The sequence below is a fragment of the Brasilonema angustatum genome (assembly GCF_059505445.1).
This window is the reverse complement of record NZ_JCACKO010000024.1, coordinates 1-17,339: the sequence shown is the minus strand read 5'-3', so window position 1 is coordinate 17,339 and position 17,339 is coordinate 1. Positions and strand designations below refer to the sequence as shown.

Genomic DNA, 17,339 nt, shown 5'->3' with positions numbered 1-17,339 from the left:
GAGGGGCGGAGGGGCGGAGGGGCGGAGGGGCGGAGGGGCGGAGGGGCGGAGGGGCAGAGGGGCGGAGGGGCAGAGGGGCGGAGGGGCAGAGGGGCGGAGGGGCGGAGGGGCAGAGGGGCGGAGGGGCGGAGGGGAAAAAACTTCAACGTTTCATTAGCCAAGGTTCAGGATTAGCAATCATATTCACCAAACCACCCAAAATTCGGTTATAAGTTCCGTAGAGTTCTCGCCCTGCTTCTACATCCATGTAATTGCATTTGACAGCAAATTCAATCCAGGTTTGAGTTTCAGCCGCTTCTGCTTCACAATCATTCAATTTAGCTACAAATGCTGCTTCATAACGACGTTTGCGCCAAGATTCAGCTAAATTAGCGCAAACAGAACGCGACGAACGCCGAATTTGGTCAGTCAACGAATACCTCTCCTCCACAGGAAACTTTTTTGAAAATTCAAAAATTCTCATAGCTGCATCAAAAGCCATTTGATACACTTCTAACTCTTTGTGACTTTTTATAAATTCTCTTGCCATCTCCTCCGCTCCTCTGCTTCCCCTGCTCCCCCTGCTTCCCTTCTCCTTACTGGGAGTTATCCCACTCCGGAGTCAGACGACGAAAGTTAAAGTCCGTAGCGCTGGGATGACAGGTGACACAGCTGCCAATTTGCACGGGGTTAGGTAGCTTGACTCTAGGATGCAAAGCTTTGAAATACCGGGAGCTATTGATGCGATATGGTGTTTGCTCATCTTGGAGTTGAACACGGGAAAAAGTTGCAAGATACTTCCATACTAAAGCACGTGGCGGATCGACCAAAGGCTTTAACTGTGCGCCGTAATGTTGTGTATCTTCCAAAAGATTTTTCCAAGTTTGGGTAGGCAAAACAGCTGGTGGTATGGCTATGTGACAAGTGGAGCAGTTTTCTATGTATAATTGTTGTCCTAGTTGATATTGTGCTGGTACAACATCAACAGTACCTACCTCTGAGGTAGGAGTAGCACCATTGGCATGAGTTGCCAAAGCTAACAGCCATCCCATAGCTAGACTCCAAGCCAAAATGACCAAAAGCAAACCGATGGGCTTTTGCTTTTGTTTTCGCTTACGTGATTGGCGCTTAACAATATTTGACATTCGTCACACTCACAAACTTTGGATATCGGCGCTTGTTGCACATCTTATGACATGGATAGCCAGGTATGTGTTTCAAAATGTTTGTCCACCAGCTCAAGCTTACTTGCGTTTGGTGGTCAGAATCGTAGTGAACATCATCAGGAAGGCACCTAAGATAATAGCGATCGCCAATCCTGCTGTAATTAAGTCCAGTGTATTGTTATCCATATTTACAAAACAGATTATTCTTTTTTGGGAATCAGTTAATAGTCAAGGTATTTTGACCAACAAAGGGTGTAAGGGTTGGGGCAAAAGATTAGGGGTATAGGGGTTTAAGGGTGTGGGGGTGTAGGGGAGCCAGTACTTGATGAGGGTCTCCCTCCGTAGGTATCTGGCGTGAAAAGATTAGAACTATTTTGGTAACAGATTGTTTAATTTTTCATCTGTTACCCCTTACCCCCCCGAGTCTTAGGTACAAGCCCCCTACTTGTGGTATGGGGTTCCCTACACCCTTATACCCTTACACCCTTATACCATTTCACGAAATCCTTGATACAAATGATTAGTCTCTAATTCTTTCTCCCCTGCTCCTCTGCTCCTCTGCTCCTCTGCTGCCTATTTGTATCAACCTTAAAGTGAAACGGTATTACACCCCTAATTTGTTGACTCTTTTAAAAATCTACCCCTTGTTTAAGTTCTACACCATGATTGGCATAGTGCTTGTGACAGTAAACTTCAGAGTGAACGCTAGCTAAGTCGAAGTATGCTGGTTGATTTTGGCAGCGACCTGTGATTATGATTTCGGTATCGCGGGGTTTACGAAGTAGAGCTTGAACAATCGGTTCAATCGGTAGGAGTTCCAAATCTACTGTAGGATTAAGCTCATCGAGAATAATCGTTTTGTACAATCCGGAGGCGATCGCAGTCTTAGCAATTTCCCAACCGCGTTCAGCTTCCACGTAGTCCAATTCTTGACGGGAGTTGCGCCAGACAATCGCATCTCGTCCACAGCGTTGATGATCCACTACCTCTGGATATGACTGCTGTAAAGCGGCTATGGCGGCATCTTCAGTATAACCAGTGCCACCTTTTAGCCATTGCATAATTAATACCCGAGTAGAACCTGGATGATTAATTCCTCTACCAATTGCTTTTAAGGCTTTGCCCAAGGCACTCGTTGATTTCCCTTTTCCCTCGCCAGTATAAATTTCAATACCTTGTATTCCATGTATTTTTGCGCTTGGGTGGACATGGGGTTTCATTTCTGAGTGTAAATCCGCAATATCAAGTAATTTTTGCGGTGCTGCACGCCCAGTAGCAATGATTTCTAATTCCTGTGGTTTGGATGTGAGTGTCCGCACCACTTCATCTACTCCAAGCAAACCTAAATCTAGGACGGGGTTAATTTCATCCAATACGACAACTGAATATAAACCGCTTGCGATCGCACCTTTAGCCACATCCCAACCTCTCGCCGCTTCAGCCCTGTCATAAGGCGTAATTTCTTCTGGTCCAAAGTATTCTGCTCTACCAGTACGAACTTGGTCAATCAGATGGGGAAAACCTCGTTGCAAGGCTGCTATAGCGCCATCCTCATCGTAATCCCGTTCTGGTCCTTTTAAAAACTGCAACAGCAAAACACGGTTACAATTATTGGGAGTATTTATCCCCAACCCTATAGAGCGCAACACGACTCCTAAAGCTGCTTGTGACTTGCCTTTACCTGCACCATCATAAACGTGAATTTGACCAGTAAGCCGTGAGGGGCGCAATTGCGCCGTACGAATACCAATGCTGTTCCTTGTCATCTTTTGAAAGCTTTAACGTCGGAGTCTTTGATCTTACCCAAGGTTTTATCAGATTTCGTGCAGGCAAGCCAATGCAGGGAGTTCAGTTCAAGCAAAAGAGCGTTGTGGGGTGCAAGGACTCTTCACACCTCACACTCTATAAGGTATTGAAATGTATGAAGAAACACAACAAGAGGATATATAAACAAAAAGATGCTAAAAAACTCGAAGAATAAGATAAACTGTCACACAGAAAAACTACATACAGCTAGGGGCTATACTACTTGCGCTTCTCTGGTTTTCTTCCAGGTTAGCGAAGTGAATTTTGTGCCTTTTGCACACTCATCGGCAAATTGGACTATTCATGCCTGTAGGGCATATCTTGAATAACTTAGTTGCCCCAATTATGCTCAGTGTTGCGGCTATACTTTCTTAAGTTACACTTTAGCGATTACTTGTTTATGTTTGACATTCCTGAACTTCCCCAAATTTTTCCCATTGCGGCAATTTTGTTTAATTTTTTATTTTTACTAGTAGCAATCCCTATCGAAGCATATGTCTTAAATACAAGGCTAAAATTTGATAAAAAAACGAGCGCTTTTTATGCTATCTCTATCAATGTCTTTTCTAATGTGATTGGTTGGATAATCTTTTTCTTCGTAGAACCAACCTTATTACCAAGTCTGAAATCCGAATTAATAACTTTTGTTTTCTTCAATCGCTTACAAACACCTGGCATACAAACATTATTAATTTTAACGGCTTTTATCATTTTCTTTGGGACTTTTATAGTTAAATATGCTCTTTTAAGAGTCTTGTTAATATCATTAAGTGAATTCAAAAAAGCTCCTTCCGAGCCTCAACTTCTACAACGACGTAATTCCCGTTTTGCTTCTAAGAGTAAGTGGCAAAATACAAATATAGTGACTACTATACTTATAGCCAATGCACTCAGCTATAGTTTAGTCGCAATAATCTTATTTGTTCGTTCTGTGAATACATAATTGTGTTCAAGTTGAATCATCAACTACAATCACTTTTATTGGTTTTTTAATTAAAGGAGAAAATATGCAATTAATAAGGGATGCATTTGGTCTATTTGGAATTGTTGAAGGCGTTTATGAACGTATCAAAAAAATACTGATTCCGCCAAAAGCTTACTCTTGGCAAACATTAATTTATTTAAGTCTTTTTTCTTGGTTAATGTCATCTCTTTCTCTGGGATTTGTCAAAGACTTAATAGCTTTTTGCGGTTGGTTATTTCTAATTTTTGGTACTGCTTGGTATACGACGGATAACCCATTATATGTTCCAGGGACTAATCTGCCTGTAGGAGCACTGATTACTGGATTTTTAGTCAGTGTTTTTGCCTTTGGTTATGAAGAAAATGTTTTGACAACAAGGACAATTGTTCTTTGGCCAACGATTTCAGCAATTATTACTGCCATTCCAGAATTTTTTGAAGGAAGTGGTATAGACGCGAAAACTCAAATTCCGAAGATAGAAGACCGCCAAAAAATGATTATTTTGGTTGGCAGTTGTATGGTAATTAGTTGTTGGCTGCAATTCTTTTTTGTTACACAGAATTGGTTAAAGCAATATCCGAGTCTTATAGTAGACAATTATCAGAAGAGTGCCTTTGTTACTAAAACAGTATCAACTGAAAAAATTCCAAAAAACGGCGTTTTAATTTTAGATCAACTTAGCCCAAAAGTGGAAGATCAATTACGTGATAAACCTTGGTCGGAAGCAGAACAATGGTTAATTAATGCAGGACAAAATGTGGGTAACTTAGGCAAGCAAGTCATACAAAAAGAATTGGCAGAATATGAAGAAAGGTTCTTATGGCGTGTTGAACCGCGTGTATCTGGCGTTAAGGATGGATACAAGCTTGATCTCCTAAGCATCTGGGAAGGCCCTAGTTCTAATCCTCGTGGATATTACTTAGAAAAATCCTGTCGAGTTGATCCAGTGTTAACATCTGGAAGCACCTCCAGCCAAACTGTTAAGAAAACGGAAAACAAAAATACCATCGCCGAAATAGAATGCAACGCAAAAATTTCATTTTTTGCAAGTTCACCACCACCGCAGCAGTGACTCAATTTTGGATTTTGGATTTTGGATTTTAGATTTCCCCCATGCACCGCCAGATACCTGCGGAGGGAGACCCTCCCGCAGCCGGTTGTCGTCACCTTCCGCAGTACTGGCTCATGAATGCAGGGGCAACAAGATAGAATTTTGGATTTTGGATTTCTTCCACGAATTAATTCGGGGGCTACCCTACGGGAACGCTACGCGAACAGACCAGTTTAAATTTTAAATTTTGAATCTTCAATCCAAAATTTAAAATTTAAAATCCAAAATTTGGTGATGAGAAGAGAAGTCAGGACAATAGGATTCAGATAAGCACTCTTGAAGAAACTCGGTTGCTTGAAGAAACCGAGTTTCTGTGAGCAACAATTACGTTAACTCAACTGTATTGGAAGGCTTATTTTAAAAAAAGAAGATTTGAGGTTGGTGAATAGTTCCGTCAGGCATGATAGCACCTTGTAGTTTTGCCTCCGATAAATTTGCCTCCCAAAGGTTTGCTTCATTCAAATTTGCCTCTATGAGATTTCCCCATGTCAAGTCAGCAGCAGTTAAGTTAGCTTGATTCAAATTGGCTTCTAGTAACCTTGAACCACAAAGCTTTGCACCTGTAAGATTGGCTCTTACTAAATTAGCTTGAATGAGTGATGCTTCAATTAAGTTAGCTTCAGTTAAGTCGGCTTCGCTTAAGTCAGCATCACACAAAGAAGCTGCCCATAGTTTACTTCCACATAACTTTACTCGCCATAAAAAAGCTCCACACAAATTTGCATAACTTAAATCAGCATGACTCAAATTAGCTTCACATAAAGAAACTTCATATAAATAAGCTTCCCGTAGATTGGCTTGCATTAAATTTGCCCCACTTAGATTTGCACCAGTGAGGATTGCATGAGTGAGATTAGCCCCGCGCAAATCTGCTCCTATCAAGTTCATTCCACTTAAATCAACTGCTCTCAAGTCGATACCACTTAAGTCGCATCCACTCAAGTCCCTTTGTTGAAAACATTGATCTGTAATTTGATTGAGAATGAATTCGTGTTTTTCAGCAAAGTTTCTCATGGTATTGACCTCTGGGTGTAACATATCCAAACTGCGGATACCGAAAATCACTGCATTTTTGAGATTACACCTCAGAAGTATATAAGCTGAGTCAAGAATTTAGGAAAAATTCCCAAAAATTCCAGTAAAATCAGCAAAAGCCTTATTATGCAAGCTTTGAGTTCTTATTTATGTCAAAAGATTCTGATAAAGGTTACAAAAACTTGATATTTTAGCAAAGCAGTCCCAATTGTTTATTTAGGGGGATGTATTCTGTAGAGTGCAAGGGCGCAGCCCGTTCTGCGTTCTGACAACTGAGTTATTCTTAATCCTGACTCCTGAACGCCCTATGGCTAACGCCACGCCTTACGGTGAGTCCAGCGCTGCGGGAGGGTGTCCCTCCGCAGGCGACTGGCGTTAGCGTAGCGAGACCGGAGGTCTTCCCCGGAGGGCTATCGCAGCGTGCCCTCCGGGGACGCTGCGATAGCCGTAAGGCGTGGCGTTAGCCATAGAGCAGTTCCGCTAGCCCCTAAGGGGGCCGGAGCTAACGCGCTCCGCCAGGTGCTACCCTGCGGGAAGCCGCCTCCGGCGTCTACAAGTCGGGAGACCCTCCGTAGGCATGTGGCGTCCGCGCTGCCTCACCGCAACGCACTGGCTCCCCTCCTACAGTGCTGGCTCCTCCTGAGTTCCTTCTGGTAAAATTTTTGGCATCTACTGATTTGTCCTCTCTGCCGTGATGAGCTTTAGCCCTGATTTTACACAGCACCCGCCTGCCGAGGAACACTCTCCTGCAGGGTTGACTTACCCTGACGCTTTCTTCCCTAGCCTTATTTCTCCCAATATAAGTGCTGACAGACTTCGTACACAAACTCCCATAAAATTAGGAATTCTGGCATCTGGAAGTGGCAGTAATTTTGAGGCTGTTGCCCAAGCAATCAAAGACGGGCAGTTGTCCGCCCAAATTCAAGTTTTCATCTACAATAATCCGGATGCCTATGCCGCAGTACGGGCAGCAAAGTGGGGTGTCCCTGCTGTGCTTCTTAATCACCGCGACTACAAAAGCCGTGAAGATTTGGATAGACAAATTGTCCAAACCTTGCAGGAGTACGATGTGCAATGGGTGGTGATGGCAGGTTGGATGCGACTGGTAACCTCAGTTTTTATTGATGCGTTTCCTAACAAGATTATCAATATTCATCCCAGTTTGTTACCTAGTTTTAAAGGATCACGTGCAGTAGAACAAGCTCTTGCTGAGGGGGTGAAAATTGCTGGTTGTACTGTGCATCTTGTTTGTTTAGAAATGGATAGCGGTTCCATTTTGATGCAAGCAGCGGTGCCTGTGTTGCCTGATGATACACCAGAAACACTCCACGCGAGGATTCAAGTTCAGGAACATCGGATTTTACCTTTGGCGATCAGCTTTGCTGGCTCCCTGCTGGAGCATCGCCCTAGCAGCAAGCCCATCTAACGGTTAGAAAGTTGCCAAAACTCAATTGCACTGTCTATTTTTGCCACACAACCAGTTTAAAAGACAAAAATCCTTTAATTATGTCTTGAAGCAATCTTTCTCTACAATCTTGCGATATCGGCTAAATAATCATCAAATAAAAATTGACTTTTCTTACCCTGAAAAACTAGAAGACATAATTCCTTTATTTAGGACAAATCAACTCATTTCAATCTATTGAATTTATCTTTAAGGTCGATAAAAATAGATGCATGGGTTAAGCGATAACTTAATCTGAGTAACTACAAATTAAGGAAAACATCATGTCTAAAATTACCGTTTCCGACCTAGCATTCGACTCCAAATCTTTTATCAATGAAGTAGCTGAAACAGAGTCTTCCTCTGTTAACGGTGGTAGTGATGCGCTAACTTTTGCGACCAACTACGGTGCCTTTGTAATAAAAATATCTGAAATTTTGCAAAATTCATTCTTGAAGGGTACAGGAATTTTAGCAATTACCGAACTAGTGAAATAATGTAAATAATTAATTCATTAGTATTATTTATAGAGATAGTTAAAACCTGTCTCTATAAATTTATTTTTCAATCCATCAAATTATTGTCAATCATCAAATTTTATAACTCAATAAATCACAATGGCTAAAATCAAAATTTTTGATATAAATTCGACTAGTTGCCAAACTTTATCAGAATCTGAAACATTTTTAAATGAACTCTCTGAAACAGAGTCTGCATCTGTCATGGGTGGTAATCCTCTTAGTATATTCGCAAACACGTTATTAAAAGCATTTACAGCTTATCTGATTTACCTCATAGTCACAGATAGTTCCTTAAAAAAATGATAAATAAATCTCAATAACTTAAGACTCATACACCATACATTATAAACTCGGTAAGTTTTGCCAAACCGAGTTTTTTTGTTCAGAAGTCATTGATAATTGTTATGAATAAAAAACCAGATACCAATTGTATCTGGTTAAGAAAAATTGTTTGATAGCGATTAAGCTAGCTTCAGTAATTCCTGAACTGGTGGAGAATAGGAATCTGATTCAAAATGTGGAATAACTTCTATTTGCGCCATTTGTTCCTTTAACCAAGTCGAAAAAAAGTCGCTCATAATCTTCAAGCGTAACAGCTGATCTAATTCCGGACGGATGATTTCCTCAACCCTCAGGAGATGGACTCCTTGTGTAGTGACAATGGGTTTGAGTAACTCAGGAGGATTAGCAGCAAAGACCGCAGCAGCAATATCTGGTTTAAAATCTTTACGAGGTCTTATTCCACGATATCCACCTGTACGGCGAAGTTCTGGATTTTGGATGTGTTGACGAGTCATGTCTTGGAAACTCATTTCACCTTCAGTGAGTGCATAAAAAAGTTCCCAAGCTAAGTCCTCATCCTCTAAGATGACTTCGTAAGTAACTGCTGCCAAATAATCCAGTTGGTGTTCATAAAAGAATGATTCCACTTTATCTGCAAATAAATGATTCGCTAACTTGGCAGATAGGAGGTTAATTTCGGCTAATTGTTCAAACTCTTCTAAGGAAAGATGATGTTTTTGTAGCCATGCCCAAGTATCTTCCGCTTTCAGTAGGTTATTCGCTGTCCGCAGGCTATCGGCTGACTGTTGCAGTTCTTGTACTTCTACTTTAATACCTGCAGATATTGCAGCATCAAAAATAATTTGGCGTGTGGCGATCGCATCTAATAAACCAGGAATATGGCAGGAAAGTTTCAGTTGTTCTAGCATTTCTTTACCAGACACATTCAACACTTTTAACATCATTTCATTCCTCTGATTATTAACATTTTTTTGATGGCGTACGAATTTTTGACGAACCGCCAAGACGCCAAGGACGCCAAGAAACACACGTAGGGGAGCCAGTACTGCAGGAGGGTTTCCCTCACTTGGTATCTGGCGTTGGGCACTGCCAGTCAGATCCTGCCCACTATATTTGGGTTTTAGTGGCAGTGCCCACCCTACACTACTCAAGATTTTTCATAAATGATTTAGCATTCCTATAACTGATAACTGTTTAACTGTTGGTTAAAGCTCTAAACCACCTTTTTGCAGTTTTTTGAACGGATCTAAAATGAAATCAATCACGCGCCGCTGACGAACAATCACTTCTGCTGTTGCTGTTTGACCTGGGGTTAAGGGAATATGTTTGTTACCAGATTGGATATCAGGCTGATTCAAGGATATTTCCAATTCAAAAGTTTCTATTTTTCCTTGGGGAGTTTCCTGAATTTTGGAGTCTGGTGAAATCCGAATCACACGCCCTGGAACGACTCCATAATCTTGGAAGGGATAGGCGTCAAATTTGATTTTGACTGGCATTCCTACTTTTAAGAAACCACTTTGTTGACTAGGCATATTGGCTTTAAGTACAAAGGGAGTTTGCTTAGGGGCTATTTGGGCAATGATCTGACCGGGTTGTACGACGACACCAGGCTTTTTGATGGGTAAATCAAAAATGACACCATCAACGGGCGATCGCATAACTCGTTGCTCTAATTGCAGCTTTAAGGAATCGATTTGGTTTTTGGTTTGAGCAATTTCTGATTTCAGAGTAACAATTTGTGTTTGCAGGTCTTTCAATTGTTCCTGATTTTTAAAAACAGCTAGTTTCCCAGCTTGAATAACACTTTGATAGCTACTTTCACCCTCTTGCAGTCTCAGTTTTGCGAGCTGAATATCTGCCTGGGCTTGGCGCATAGTTGCCTGATAGCGGTTTTGTTCTTCTTGGAAGCGTAGCTGGGCTTGTTTGATATCCGATTGCGTTTTTTGGTTGAGTCGTTTGCTTTCTTGTTCTTCTTTTCTGAGTTGGTCAATTTGATTTGCGGAAACCGCACCATCCTTCACGAGTTTGCTAAAGCGTTTGACTTGTTTTGAATCTATACTCAAACGACTTTGGGCCGACTTCTGCTCATTCTGAGTGCTGTTAATCTGCTGCTTAGCCTGATCTACTAAAGCCAGTTTTTCCAATTTTTGTAAGTTATAGGTACTCTGTTTTGCATCCAGATTTTGCTTTGCCTGATTAACTTGGGCAATTTTTTCTGATTCTTGGGATTGGTTTTGTTGCTCTTGGACGTGAATTGCCAGTAGCAATTGGTTTTTGATGAGTTCGAGTTGTGAGTGCCGATTTATGAGTCCTTCTAGCTTTGCCTGCGCCTGTTTGAAGTCGGTTCGCAATACATCCGACTCCAGTTCTACCAGTAACTGTCCGGCTCGAACTTGCTCTCCTTCTTTCACCCTGACAGCAGTGATACTGCCGCTAACTTGAGAATCTAATCTTTGCGTTGCGCCTAGTGGTTCGATACGTCCTCTAGCAGTTCCTGTCTCATCAACTTGAGACAGCATTGCCCACGGTAAGGCGATCGCACTAAAACCTATCAGCAAATACAGCAAAGAGCGTGTCCAAAGACGAGGTAAAGCATCTAGTAGTTCCTCAGTACCGTAAAACCAATCTTTGGCATTAACTCCTAGATTATTATTTTCCTTAACTGCATTAGGTGGAGTGCTCAGTTGCTGATCATCGGTTGGGGTGAATGGTGATGATGAATTATTGGATGGATAAGCCATAGAGTGATGAGTGATAAGTGATTTGATGTAGAGACGTTATACAGCAATCCCAGATAGGTCGTGAACAAAAAAAAAAAAACGTAGACGCGGAGCGGCTTCCCGAAGGGTACCGCAAAGAGCGCAAAGAGGAGCCAGCGCCGTGGGCGGGTTTCCCGACTTGAGGCGACTGGCGTCGCAAAGAAAAGAAAGAGAAGAGGAAGACTCAGATCTTGCATCTCCGGCTGAGTACGCCCAGAACTCAAGTTCTGGGCTAATAAACTAAGTCCGTTAAAACGGACTGAGTAAGTTTTTCAGTCCGTTTTAACGGACTTGGACTTTGAGCCAAGAAATTTATTTCTTGGCGGACGAAAAGTATGGTGCAAGATCTGAGAAGAAGGTGTTCACATCCTATTTAGGAAGGCTGTATGTAACATCTCTACAGAATCTCAACCTACTTGAGCAAGTTGTTGTTGATTGAGGTAGTAGTAATGACCTTTTTTGGCGATTAATTCCTTGTGAGTCCCGCTTTCCACCAACACACCTTGATCTAATACCAGAATCAAGTCAGCATTGCGAATCGTAGAAAGTCGATGGGCAATAATCAAGCTGGTACGTCCTTGGAGAATTGTTTTCAAATTGTTTTGAATAATCCGTTCCGATTCCGCATCGAGGTGACTGGTTGCTTCATCGAAAATTAACAACCGAGGATTACCTAGTAAAGCGCGAGCAATTGCTAGACGTTGGCGTTGTCCACCAGAAAGCATTCCGCCACCTTCACCGATTTGGGTTTCGTAACCCATAGGTAATTGCTGAATAAATTCTGAAGCACCTGCAAGATTCGCTGCTTCGGTAATCTCTTCTAAAGTGGCTTCTGGGTGAGCGATGCTAATGTTTTCCCGAATCGTACCGCCAAACAAAAAGGTTTCTTGATCAACAACACCAATTTGTTGTCGTAGCGATCGCATCTGAAGACTCGTCACATCATGACCATCAATTAATACTTTGCCATTTGTCGGGGTATATAAACTCAAAATCAGCTTGGAAAGGGTTGTTTTCCCGGAACCGCTACGCCCTACAACCGCTACAGTTTGCTCAGGCTGAATTTCAAAACTGAGGTTTTCTAGTACGTTGATATCACTTTCTGGGTGATAGCGGAAAGTCACATCGCGAAAGCGAATGTAACCTCGCAGTCTTGGCAAAGATTGGCGTGGTTGATGTTGTAAGTCTTCTTCTGGTTCGGCTTCTAGAACATCATTAATCCGTTCGGTGGAAACCATCACCTCTTGTACTTGATTCCACAGTACTGTCAGGCGTTGGAAAGGATGAATGATGTTACCCAACAACATATTGAAGGCTACAAGTTGCCCAATTGTCAGTTGGTTGTGAATCACCAGCCATGCTCCAAACCATAATAATGCTGTATTTGCCACTGATTCGATGGTAGAACTGAGAACTTGCAGTTGGTTGGCAATGACTTGTCCGCCAAACATTTTTTTAATCAAATTATTTAGCAGTTCTTCCCAATGCCAGCGCACCGTTTGTTCAATTGCCATTGAACGAATTGAGCGAATTCCTGTCAGGGCTTGAATTAAATAACTGTTCTCGTTGGCTAAAGCATTAAAAACTTCACGGTTGATGCGGCGAAAAAAAGGTGTAGCAACCAGCGCCAGAATAAAAAATGGCGGCACAATCAACAGCACTAACAATGCCATTTGCCAGCTATACCAAAACATCAAACCCACATAGATAAACACCGTCAGTAAATCAAGAATAATTGACAGTGCTTCGCCAGTCAGGAAACGCTGAATTTTTTGGTTTTCTTGAACGCGAGAAACAATATCGCCCACGTAACGCGACTCAAAGAAGGCTAGGGGAAGACGGAAGGTATGTTTGATAAAACCTACCATCAGCGCTGTTCCGATCCGGTTGGCTGTATGATCTAGCAGGTATTGTCGCAGTCCGTTCATGGCGACGCGGAACAAACCAAAAATCAGCAACCCTAACCCAATGGCAGTTAAGGTGAGGGTACTACCTTGGACAATCACTCTGTCTAACAGTAACTGGGTGAACAGAGGCGTGACTAGTCCAAACACCTGGATAAAAACCGAAGTGATGAAGACTTCCAGCAGGACTTGCCAATGTGGTTTGACTAACTCCCACAATTGCCAGAATGGTGTACTCGCTTCTTGGCTTTCTTTGAGTTCTGCTGTCGGTTGCACTAATAAGGCATAACCAGTCCACCCTGCTTTAAACTCAGCATAAGTGAGGGTGCGTTGACCGATGGCAGGATCGGCGACAATTACCTGTTTAGGAGTGATTTCGTAGACGACGATGTAATGCTTGCCTTGCCAGTGGGCGATCGCTGGTAAGGATTGTTGTGCCAATTTGTCCAGGCTGGCTTTCACTGGACGAGTTGCAAAACCGATACTTTCTGCTGCTACTGCTAAACCTTGTAGAGATGCCCCAGTCCGCCTGACGTTAGCTAAATCCCGCAATATGTTGATGCTAAAGCGCTTACCCCAATAGCGACTCATCATCACAAGGCACGCTGCACCACAGTCTGAGGCACTTTGTTGTTCAAAAAAGGGATAGCGTTTCGTCAGGTGTGCCCATAAATGTCCTGCTTTTACCTGAGGGCTAGGGAAGTAGACACGTCGCTGTCGCTTTTGTTTTGGGGGGGCGGCGTGCGAGGGGAATGGAATGACTTTCCTGCTATTGGTACGTTTTTGTGGAAATGAGGTGTGAGGCGCTTCGTTTTCCTCAGTTGTGATTTGTTTAGAATCAGAGGCAATCAATTCTGTTAATTGGGGCAAGTGTTGCACTGCTGCAAGCCAATCAGAATTGGGCAGACTGTACACAATTGTTGGTTGAGTCGCCTGCCAACAAGTATCTTGTGGAACAGCATAGATTTTGCCTGGAGTCAAACAACTACCGTCAGAATGCTGTAGTTTGCCTCGGTGTAGTAGCCATAACTTAGTATCTGGAGCTACGTCAATTTCTTGAAATTTATTGAATGAATGCCTTTCAAACAGGGATAAAGCTTGAAAGATGCTATTAACAGATGTATTGGGGTATTGATTTTGATACAACAACTGTAAATCCCAAAGTTCTGCGTTTCTCAACAGGCGATCGCGGATTTTGGGGTATTTGTCCATCAAAATCTGCAATGCATCTGCGCTGATATAACAGAGTTTTAAGTTATGTGAAGCTCTAGCAGCGTAAGGAATAAAGTCTTCTTCTGCAAACAGAGTCATCTCAGCAAATGATGATCCTGCTGCAAGCGTGGAGATTAAGTTAACAGAACTATCCAGCAGTCTCACTTTACCCGCAAGGACTATATAAATTCCCGGCTGAGCGTTTGTTGATTGCCAAAACAGCTTTGCTAGGGGTGGTTCGACAATTTCCACTTCTTTTAGACAATTCATCACTTCCTTTGGTGAAAGCTTCTCTCCTAAGAAAGTCATGAGTTGTTGACTCAGTTGTTCTTGGGAAAACCCTGATGACATGATTTCTCCTCCATCCCAAGAGTTAGTTATTAATTTGCATGATGATTGAATAACCAATGGAAACTAGGCTCACTGTGAGATTGCAAGTCACAGATCCGAATGCCAGTTTCCTTGGTGTCTTTAGTTGCTTGCTTTTTAGAGGAGCGTTTTTGTGTAGAAAGCCCCATTTGTTTGAGCAGGCGATTAATGTGGCGATCGCTGATTTCAATTCCAAATTCAGTTGCTAAATGTTTGTTTAACCATTGAGATGTCCAAGAACTAAATGCATAGCCATATTTACGCGGACTATGACTAAACAATTCTTTTAACCTTTGGATATATTGATCGTTGACAATCTTCGGTCTACCTATCGGTCGTTCTTGCCATTTGTCCGCCAAACCTAGCTGTGCGACGGTGATCCAATACCGCGCCATCTCCTGAGAACAACCTAAAATCTTACAGATTTGGGTTTGCGATTTACCCACATCTGCCAGCAACATAATTTCTATCCTCCGACGGTATTCTGGTTGCAAATTAGCTTGCAAATTCTTCAACAAAACCTGACGCTGACAAGGTGTTAAAAACTTGCTTTCATAAAAGTCAGAAATCTCAAAAATCATTACATTACCTGAATTTTGTGAATAATTCGGGAGCAGTGATTGTCAAATTTAAGCAGGTGGACAAATGCTTCCATATCTGTTCTGAAATCTCTTACGCTCAGTTTTTACAGACGTAGAATCAATTTGTCTGAAAAGTACATCAGACAGGTAGCTGTTATTTACCTAATTAACTATAGTGGTTAGCAAAAAGATGATTACGTTCCTTGAAAAGAACATCCCAAATCAGGTTTAACTACCCCCTGTTATGAAAGCAGCAAATGACATTTGCCAGGGAAAAAAAGTAGTTCTAGGTGGGATTTTGATATTACGAGTTGCAGCGCTGATTCTATGAATAGACCACAAATAAAAGCTTATATGATGCACATTTAAGATGTTCGTGAGTAATGCCCACCAGATCTGAAAACCGCTGTTACCCAAGAATTGCACAGCCTATTTTGATATCTGTGCACAGATAGAATCATGTTCTACTATTCATCCTATATGGATAAATAATACAAAACTCCTCTGCATAAGTTTTGATTATTTTCATGAATTCTACCTAACTGTTTAATAACTTATCCTCCAGAAATGTAGGGTGATGAAGTGGTGTTGCAAAAAGTTTGAAAACAGCTTCAAGGGTGTAAAAATAGCAACAGTTAAACTTAACTGCAATATTTGCTAGTTGAAGATGCCAACCACTAACTCTTTTTTCATCAAAAGATTTTGAGAAATTGAGAAGTTATCACAGAAGACAAGTTCTAACTAAATCTGTATATGAATGTACTGTTTTGTTTTATTCTATAATCAAAGGTTTTGTCAAGAGTGATTTAGTAAAAAATCAAATTTTTCACTAAATTTATATTTTCTTAAGTCATTCTGGGAAATTTCGCTGAATTTACAATTTACTAGATAAGCATCTATCTAAAGGTTGAAAATAATATATTCTTGGCAAAAATCAGATTTTGGTCTATTTGCAACCCTAGTCAAGCGCTGGCTCCGCTTTGCATCTCTCAACAATTTTTTCTTCTCCATTCTTGAAAGAAGGGGCATCAAACCTACATGGCAGGGTAATTTTTTTCTGGTGTTGCTCCCTGTGCTCCCTGCCCCCTGCCTTTTCGATCAGGTTTCCACACATCCCGCGAGGCTTTATGAATCTAAACAAGCCACATCTTCCTGTACCGACGAGTTGAGAAGTGTCCACAGTTGCAAATCACTAAAGTCTGGAACTGTCATAAATGCCCCGAGTAAGTGGAGAAGTTTTGGCTCCTGAGTTGTTGTCACACCAATGGTGCGAATACCAGCACCAACAGCAGAACAAATTCCAGAGGGAGAATCTTCTAATGCTATTGCTTGTTCTGCTGTGATACCTAACTTCTTTAGGGCAACTTGGTAGGGTGCAGGATCTGGTTTAGCGGCTATCTCATTTTCTGCTATGACAACTGTATGAAAGACTTCTTTGATTTCCAAGACTTCTAGCATGAATTGGACATTTAATCTAGGAGCGTTGGTAACCAAAGCACGTTTCAGTTGATGCGCATCTGTCCATGCTATGAGTTCTGAAAATCCGCTTAAAGGTTTGAGAATAGTCTTGGCTTTTTGGCGGAAAAGAGCCTCTTTGTCGTCTGCAAGCTTTGCACCTTCTTCTGGTGATAATTGTGGCAGGAGGTCTTCTACAATTTGTGGATTGGTTCGCCCGCTCAGTCGGGATTTATAAAATATTTCATCAATGTCCATGCCGTAGCCTATCAGCATTTCCCGCCAAGCTTGGTAGTGTATGGGGTCAGTGTTGGCGATCGTTCCATCTAGATCAAAGAGAATTGCAGCTAGCATGGTATTTAAGGTGTAAACTATTGTAAAGTTCCTTTACAGAGTTTACATTGTTTTGCCCTACTTTGTGATTCTGTCTGCATTCTTAAAAATAGGAACTTATAATTGAGCATTCACATGACAACCTATGGTAGCTGATACGAGTTAGGGCAGATCGGTAACTCTGTCCCTACTCATTTCCTTTGAGTTTGTCTGAAAATATTCTGTATACTCCGATGTCAACCCCCAAAAATTCTTTTTGCATCGATGTTCTACAGGTGCAAATTTTTAACTCTGAAGTTGAACTGGCGCAGGATGTAGCGGGAATTGTACAAAAACATTTAGTGCGATTCGTTGTGAGTAAATCACGGTAACCAGTCCGTAAATAACCTCACCA

Annotated in this window: 14 protein-coding genes; 5 read left to right on the top strand and 9 right to left on the bottom strand. The window is 41.8% G+C overall.

What is annotated here, in order from left to right; translation table 11 throughout:
- Positions 1–142: 142 nt before the first annotated feature.
- The 3 genes from AC5JM2_RS06115 to AC5JM2_RS06105 form a co-directional block, all read right to left on the bottom strand.
- The gene (locus AC5JM2_RS06115) at positions 143–529 is read right to left on the bottom strand and encodes a four helix bundle protein (RefSeq protein WP_495834018.1); all 387 of its coding nucleotides are present in this window, start codon (positions 527–529) and stop codon (positions 143–145) included.
- A gap of 46 nt (positions 530–575) precedes the next feature.
- The gene (locus tag AC5JM2_RS06110) at positions 576–1,124 is read right to left on the bottom strand and encodes a cytochrome C (protein ID WP_495834017.1); all 549 of its coding nucleotides are present in this window, start codon (positions 1,122–1,124) and stop codon (positions 576–578) included.
- A gap of 650 nt (positions 1,125–1,774) precedes the next feature.
- On the bottom strand, positions 1,775–2,911 hold the full coding sequence (locus AC5JM2_RS06105) for a cob(I)yrinic acid a,c-diamide adenosyltransferase (protein WP_495834016.1): 1,137 nt from the start codon (positions 2,909–2,911) through the stop codon (positions 1,775–1,777).
- Between the two features lie 440 nt (positions 2,912–3,351).
- Here AC5JM2_RS06105 and fraC point away from each other — a divergent pair, with 440 nt between their 5' ends.
- A complete protein-coding gene (gene fraC / locus AC5JM2_RS06100; RefSeq protein WP_495834015.1) occupies positions 3,352–3,894 on the top strand; it encodes a filament integrity protein FraC in 543 nt (180 codons plus the stop codon).
- A gap of 64 nt (positions 3,895–3,958) precedes the next feature.
- Positions 3,959–4,987, top strand: coding sequence for a septal junction protein FraD (gene fraD / locus AC5JM2_RS06095; RefSeq protein ID WP_495834014.1), 1,029 nt, complete (start codon positions 3,959–3,961; stop codon positions 4,985–4,987).
- Between the two features lie 396 nt (positions 4,988–5,383).
- Here the strand turns inward: fraD and AC5JM2_RS06090 are convergent, their stop codons facing one another.
- On the bottom strand, positions 5,384–6,040 hold the full coding sequence (locus tag AC5JM2_RS06090) for a pentapeptide repeat-containing protein (protein ID WP_495834013.1): 657 nt from the start codon (positions 6,038–6,040) through the stop codon (positions 5,384–5,386).
- Between the two features lie 715 nt (positions 6,041–6,755).
- Between AC5JM2_RS06090 and purN the strand changes: the two genes are divergently transcribed.
- The 3 genes from purN (at position 6,756) to AC5JM2_RS06075 (ending at position 8,329) form a co-directional block, all read left to right on the top strand.
- Entirely contained in the window at positions 6,756–7,487 is a 732-nt protein-coding gene (gene purN / locus AC5JM2_RS06085) for a phosphoribosylglycinamide formyltransferase (protein WP_495834012.1), read from the top strand.
- Between the two features lie 302 nt (positions 7,488–7,789).
- Positions 7,790–8,002 carry a hypothetical protein gene (locus AC5JM2_RS06080; RefSeq protein ID WP_495834011.1) on the top strand — a complete coding sequence of 71 codons (213 nt, stop codon included), beginning with the start codon at positions 7,790–7,792 and terminating at the stop codon, positions 8,000–8,002.
- Positions 8,003–8,122: 120 nt separating this feature from the next.
- Positions 8,123–8,329: a hypothetical protein gene (locus tag AC5JM2_RS06075; RefSeq protein ID WP_495834010.1), complete on the top strand. Its 207-nt coding sequence runs from the start codon at positions 8,123–8,125 to the stop codon at positions 8,327–8,329.
- Between the two features lie 158 nt (positions 8,330–8,487).
- On the opposite strand, the gene AC5JM2_RS06070 is transcribed toward AC5JM2_RS06075, so the two are convergent.
- The 5 genes from AC5JM2_RS06070 to AC5JM2_RS06050 form a co-directional block, all read right to left on the bottom strand.
- Positions 8,488–9,480, bottom strand: coding sequence for a peptidylprolyl isomerase (locus AC5JM2_RS06070; RefSeq protein ID WP_495834009.1), 993 nt, complete (start codon positions 9,478–9,480; stop codon positions 8,488–8,490).
- A gap of 54 nt (positions 9,481–9,534) precedes the next feature.
- Positions 9,535–11,073, bottom strand: a complete 1,539-nt coding sequence (locus AC5JM2_RS06065; RefSeq protein ID WP_495834008.1) for a beta-barrel domain-containing protein — start codon at positions 11,071–11,073, stop codon at positions 9,535–9,537.
- 425 nt (positions 11,074–11,498) lie between these two features.
- Entirely contained in the window at positions 11,499–14,558 is a 3,060-nt protein-coding gene (locus AC5JM2_RS06060; protein WP_495834007.1) for a peptidase domain-containing ABC transporter, read from the bottom strand.
- A 29-nt stretch (positions 14,559–14,587) separates the two neighbouring features.
- A complete protein-coding gene (locus AC5JM2_RS06055; RefSeq protein ID WP_495834006.1) occupies positions 14,588–15,157 on the bottom strand; it encodes a helix-turn-helix domain-containing protein in 570 nt (189 codons plus the stop codon).
- A gap of 1,125 nt (positions 15,158–16,282) precedes the next feature.
- The gene (locus tag AC5JM2_RS06050) at positions 16,283–16,966 is read right to left on the bottom strand and encodes an HAD family hydrolase (protein WP_495834005.1); all 684 of its coding nucleotides are present in this window, start codon (positions 16,964–16,966) and stop codon (positions 16,283–16,285) included.
- Positions 16,967–17,339: the final 373 nt, after the last annotated feature.

Excerpts from the sequence above, each read along its gene's own strand:
- AC5JM2_RS06115 (WP_495834018.1), bottom strand. The coding sequence starts at position 529 with ATGGCAAGAGAATTTATAAAAAGTCACAAAGAGTTAGAAGTGTATCAA.
- AC5JM2_RS06110 (WP_495834017.1), bottom strand. The coding sequence starts at position 1,124 with ATGTCAAATATTGTTAAGCGCCAATCACGTAAGCGAAAACAAAAGCAA.
- AC5JM2_RS06105 (WP_495834016.1), bottom strand. The coding sequence starts at position 2,911 with ATGACAAGGAACAGCATTGGTATTCGTACGGCGCAATTGCGCCCCTCA.
- fraC (WP_495834015.1), top strand. The coding sequence starts at position 3,352 with ATGTTTGACATTCCTGAACTTCCCCAAATTTTTCCCATTGCGGCAATT.
- fraD (WP_495834014.1), top strand. The coding sequence starts at position 3,959 with ATGCAATTAATAAGGGATGCATTTGGTCTATTTGGAATTGTTGAAGGC.
- AC5JM2_RS06090 (WP_495834013.1), bottom strand. The coding sequence starts at position 6,040 with ATGAGAAACTTTGCTGAAAAACACGAATTCATTCTCAATCAAATTACA.
- purN (WP_495834012.1), top strand. The coding sequence starts at position 6,756 with ATGAGCTTTAGCCCTGATTTTACACAGCACCCGCCTGCCGAGGAACAC.
- AC5JM2_RS06080 (WP_495834011.1), top strand. The coding sequence starts at position 7,790 with ATGTCTAAAATTACCGTTTCCGACCTAGCATTCGACTCCAAATCTTTT.
- AC5JM2_RS06075 (WP_495834010.1), top strand. The coding sequence starts at position 8,123 with ATGGCTAAAATCAAAATTTTTGATATAAATTCGACTAGTTGCCAAACT.
- AC5JM2_RS06065 (WP_495834008.1), bottom strand. The coding sequence starts at position 11,073 with ATGGCTTATCCATCCAATAATTCATCATCACCATTCACCCCAACCGAT.
- AC5JM2_RS06060 (WP_495834007.1), bottom strand. The coding sequence starts at position 14,558 with ATGTCATCAGGGTTTTCCCAAGAACAACTGAGTCAACAACTCATGACT.
- AC5JM2_RS06055 (WP_495834006.1), bottom strand. The coding sequence starts at position 15,157 with ATGATTTTTGAGATTTCTGACTTTTATGAAAGCAAGTTTTTAACACCT.
- AC5JM2_RS06050 (WP_495834005.1), bottom strand. The coding sequence starts at position 16,966 with ATGCTAGCTGCAATTCTCTTTGATCTAGATGGAACGATCGCCAACACT.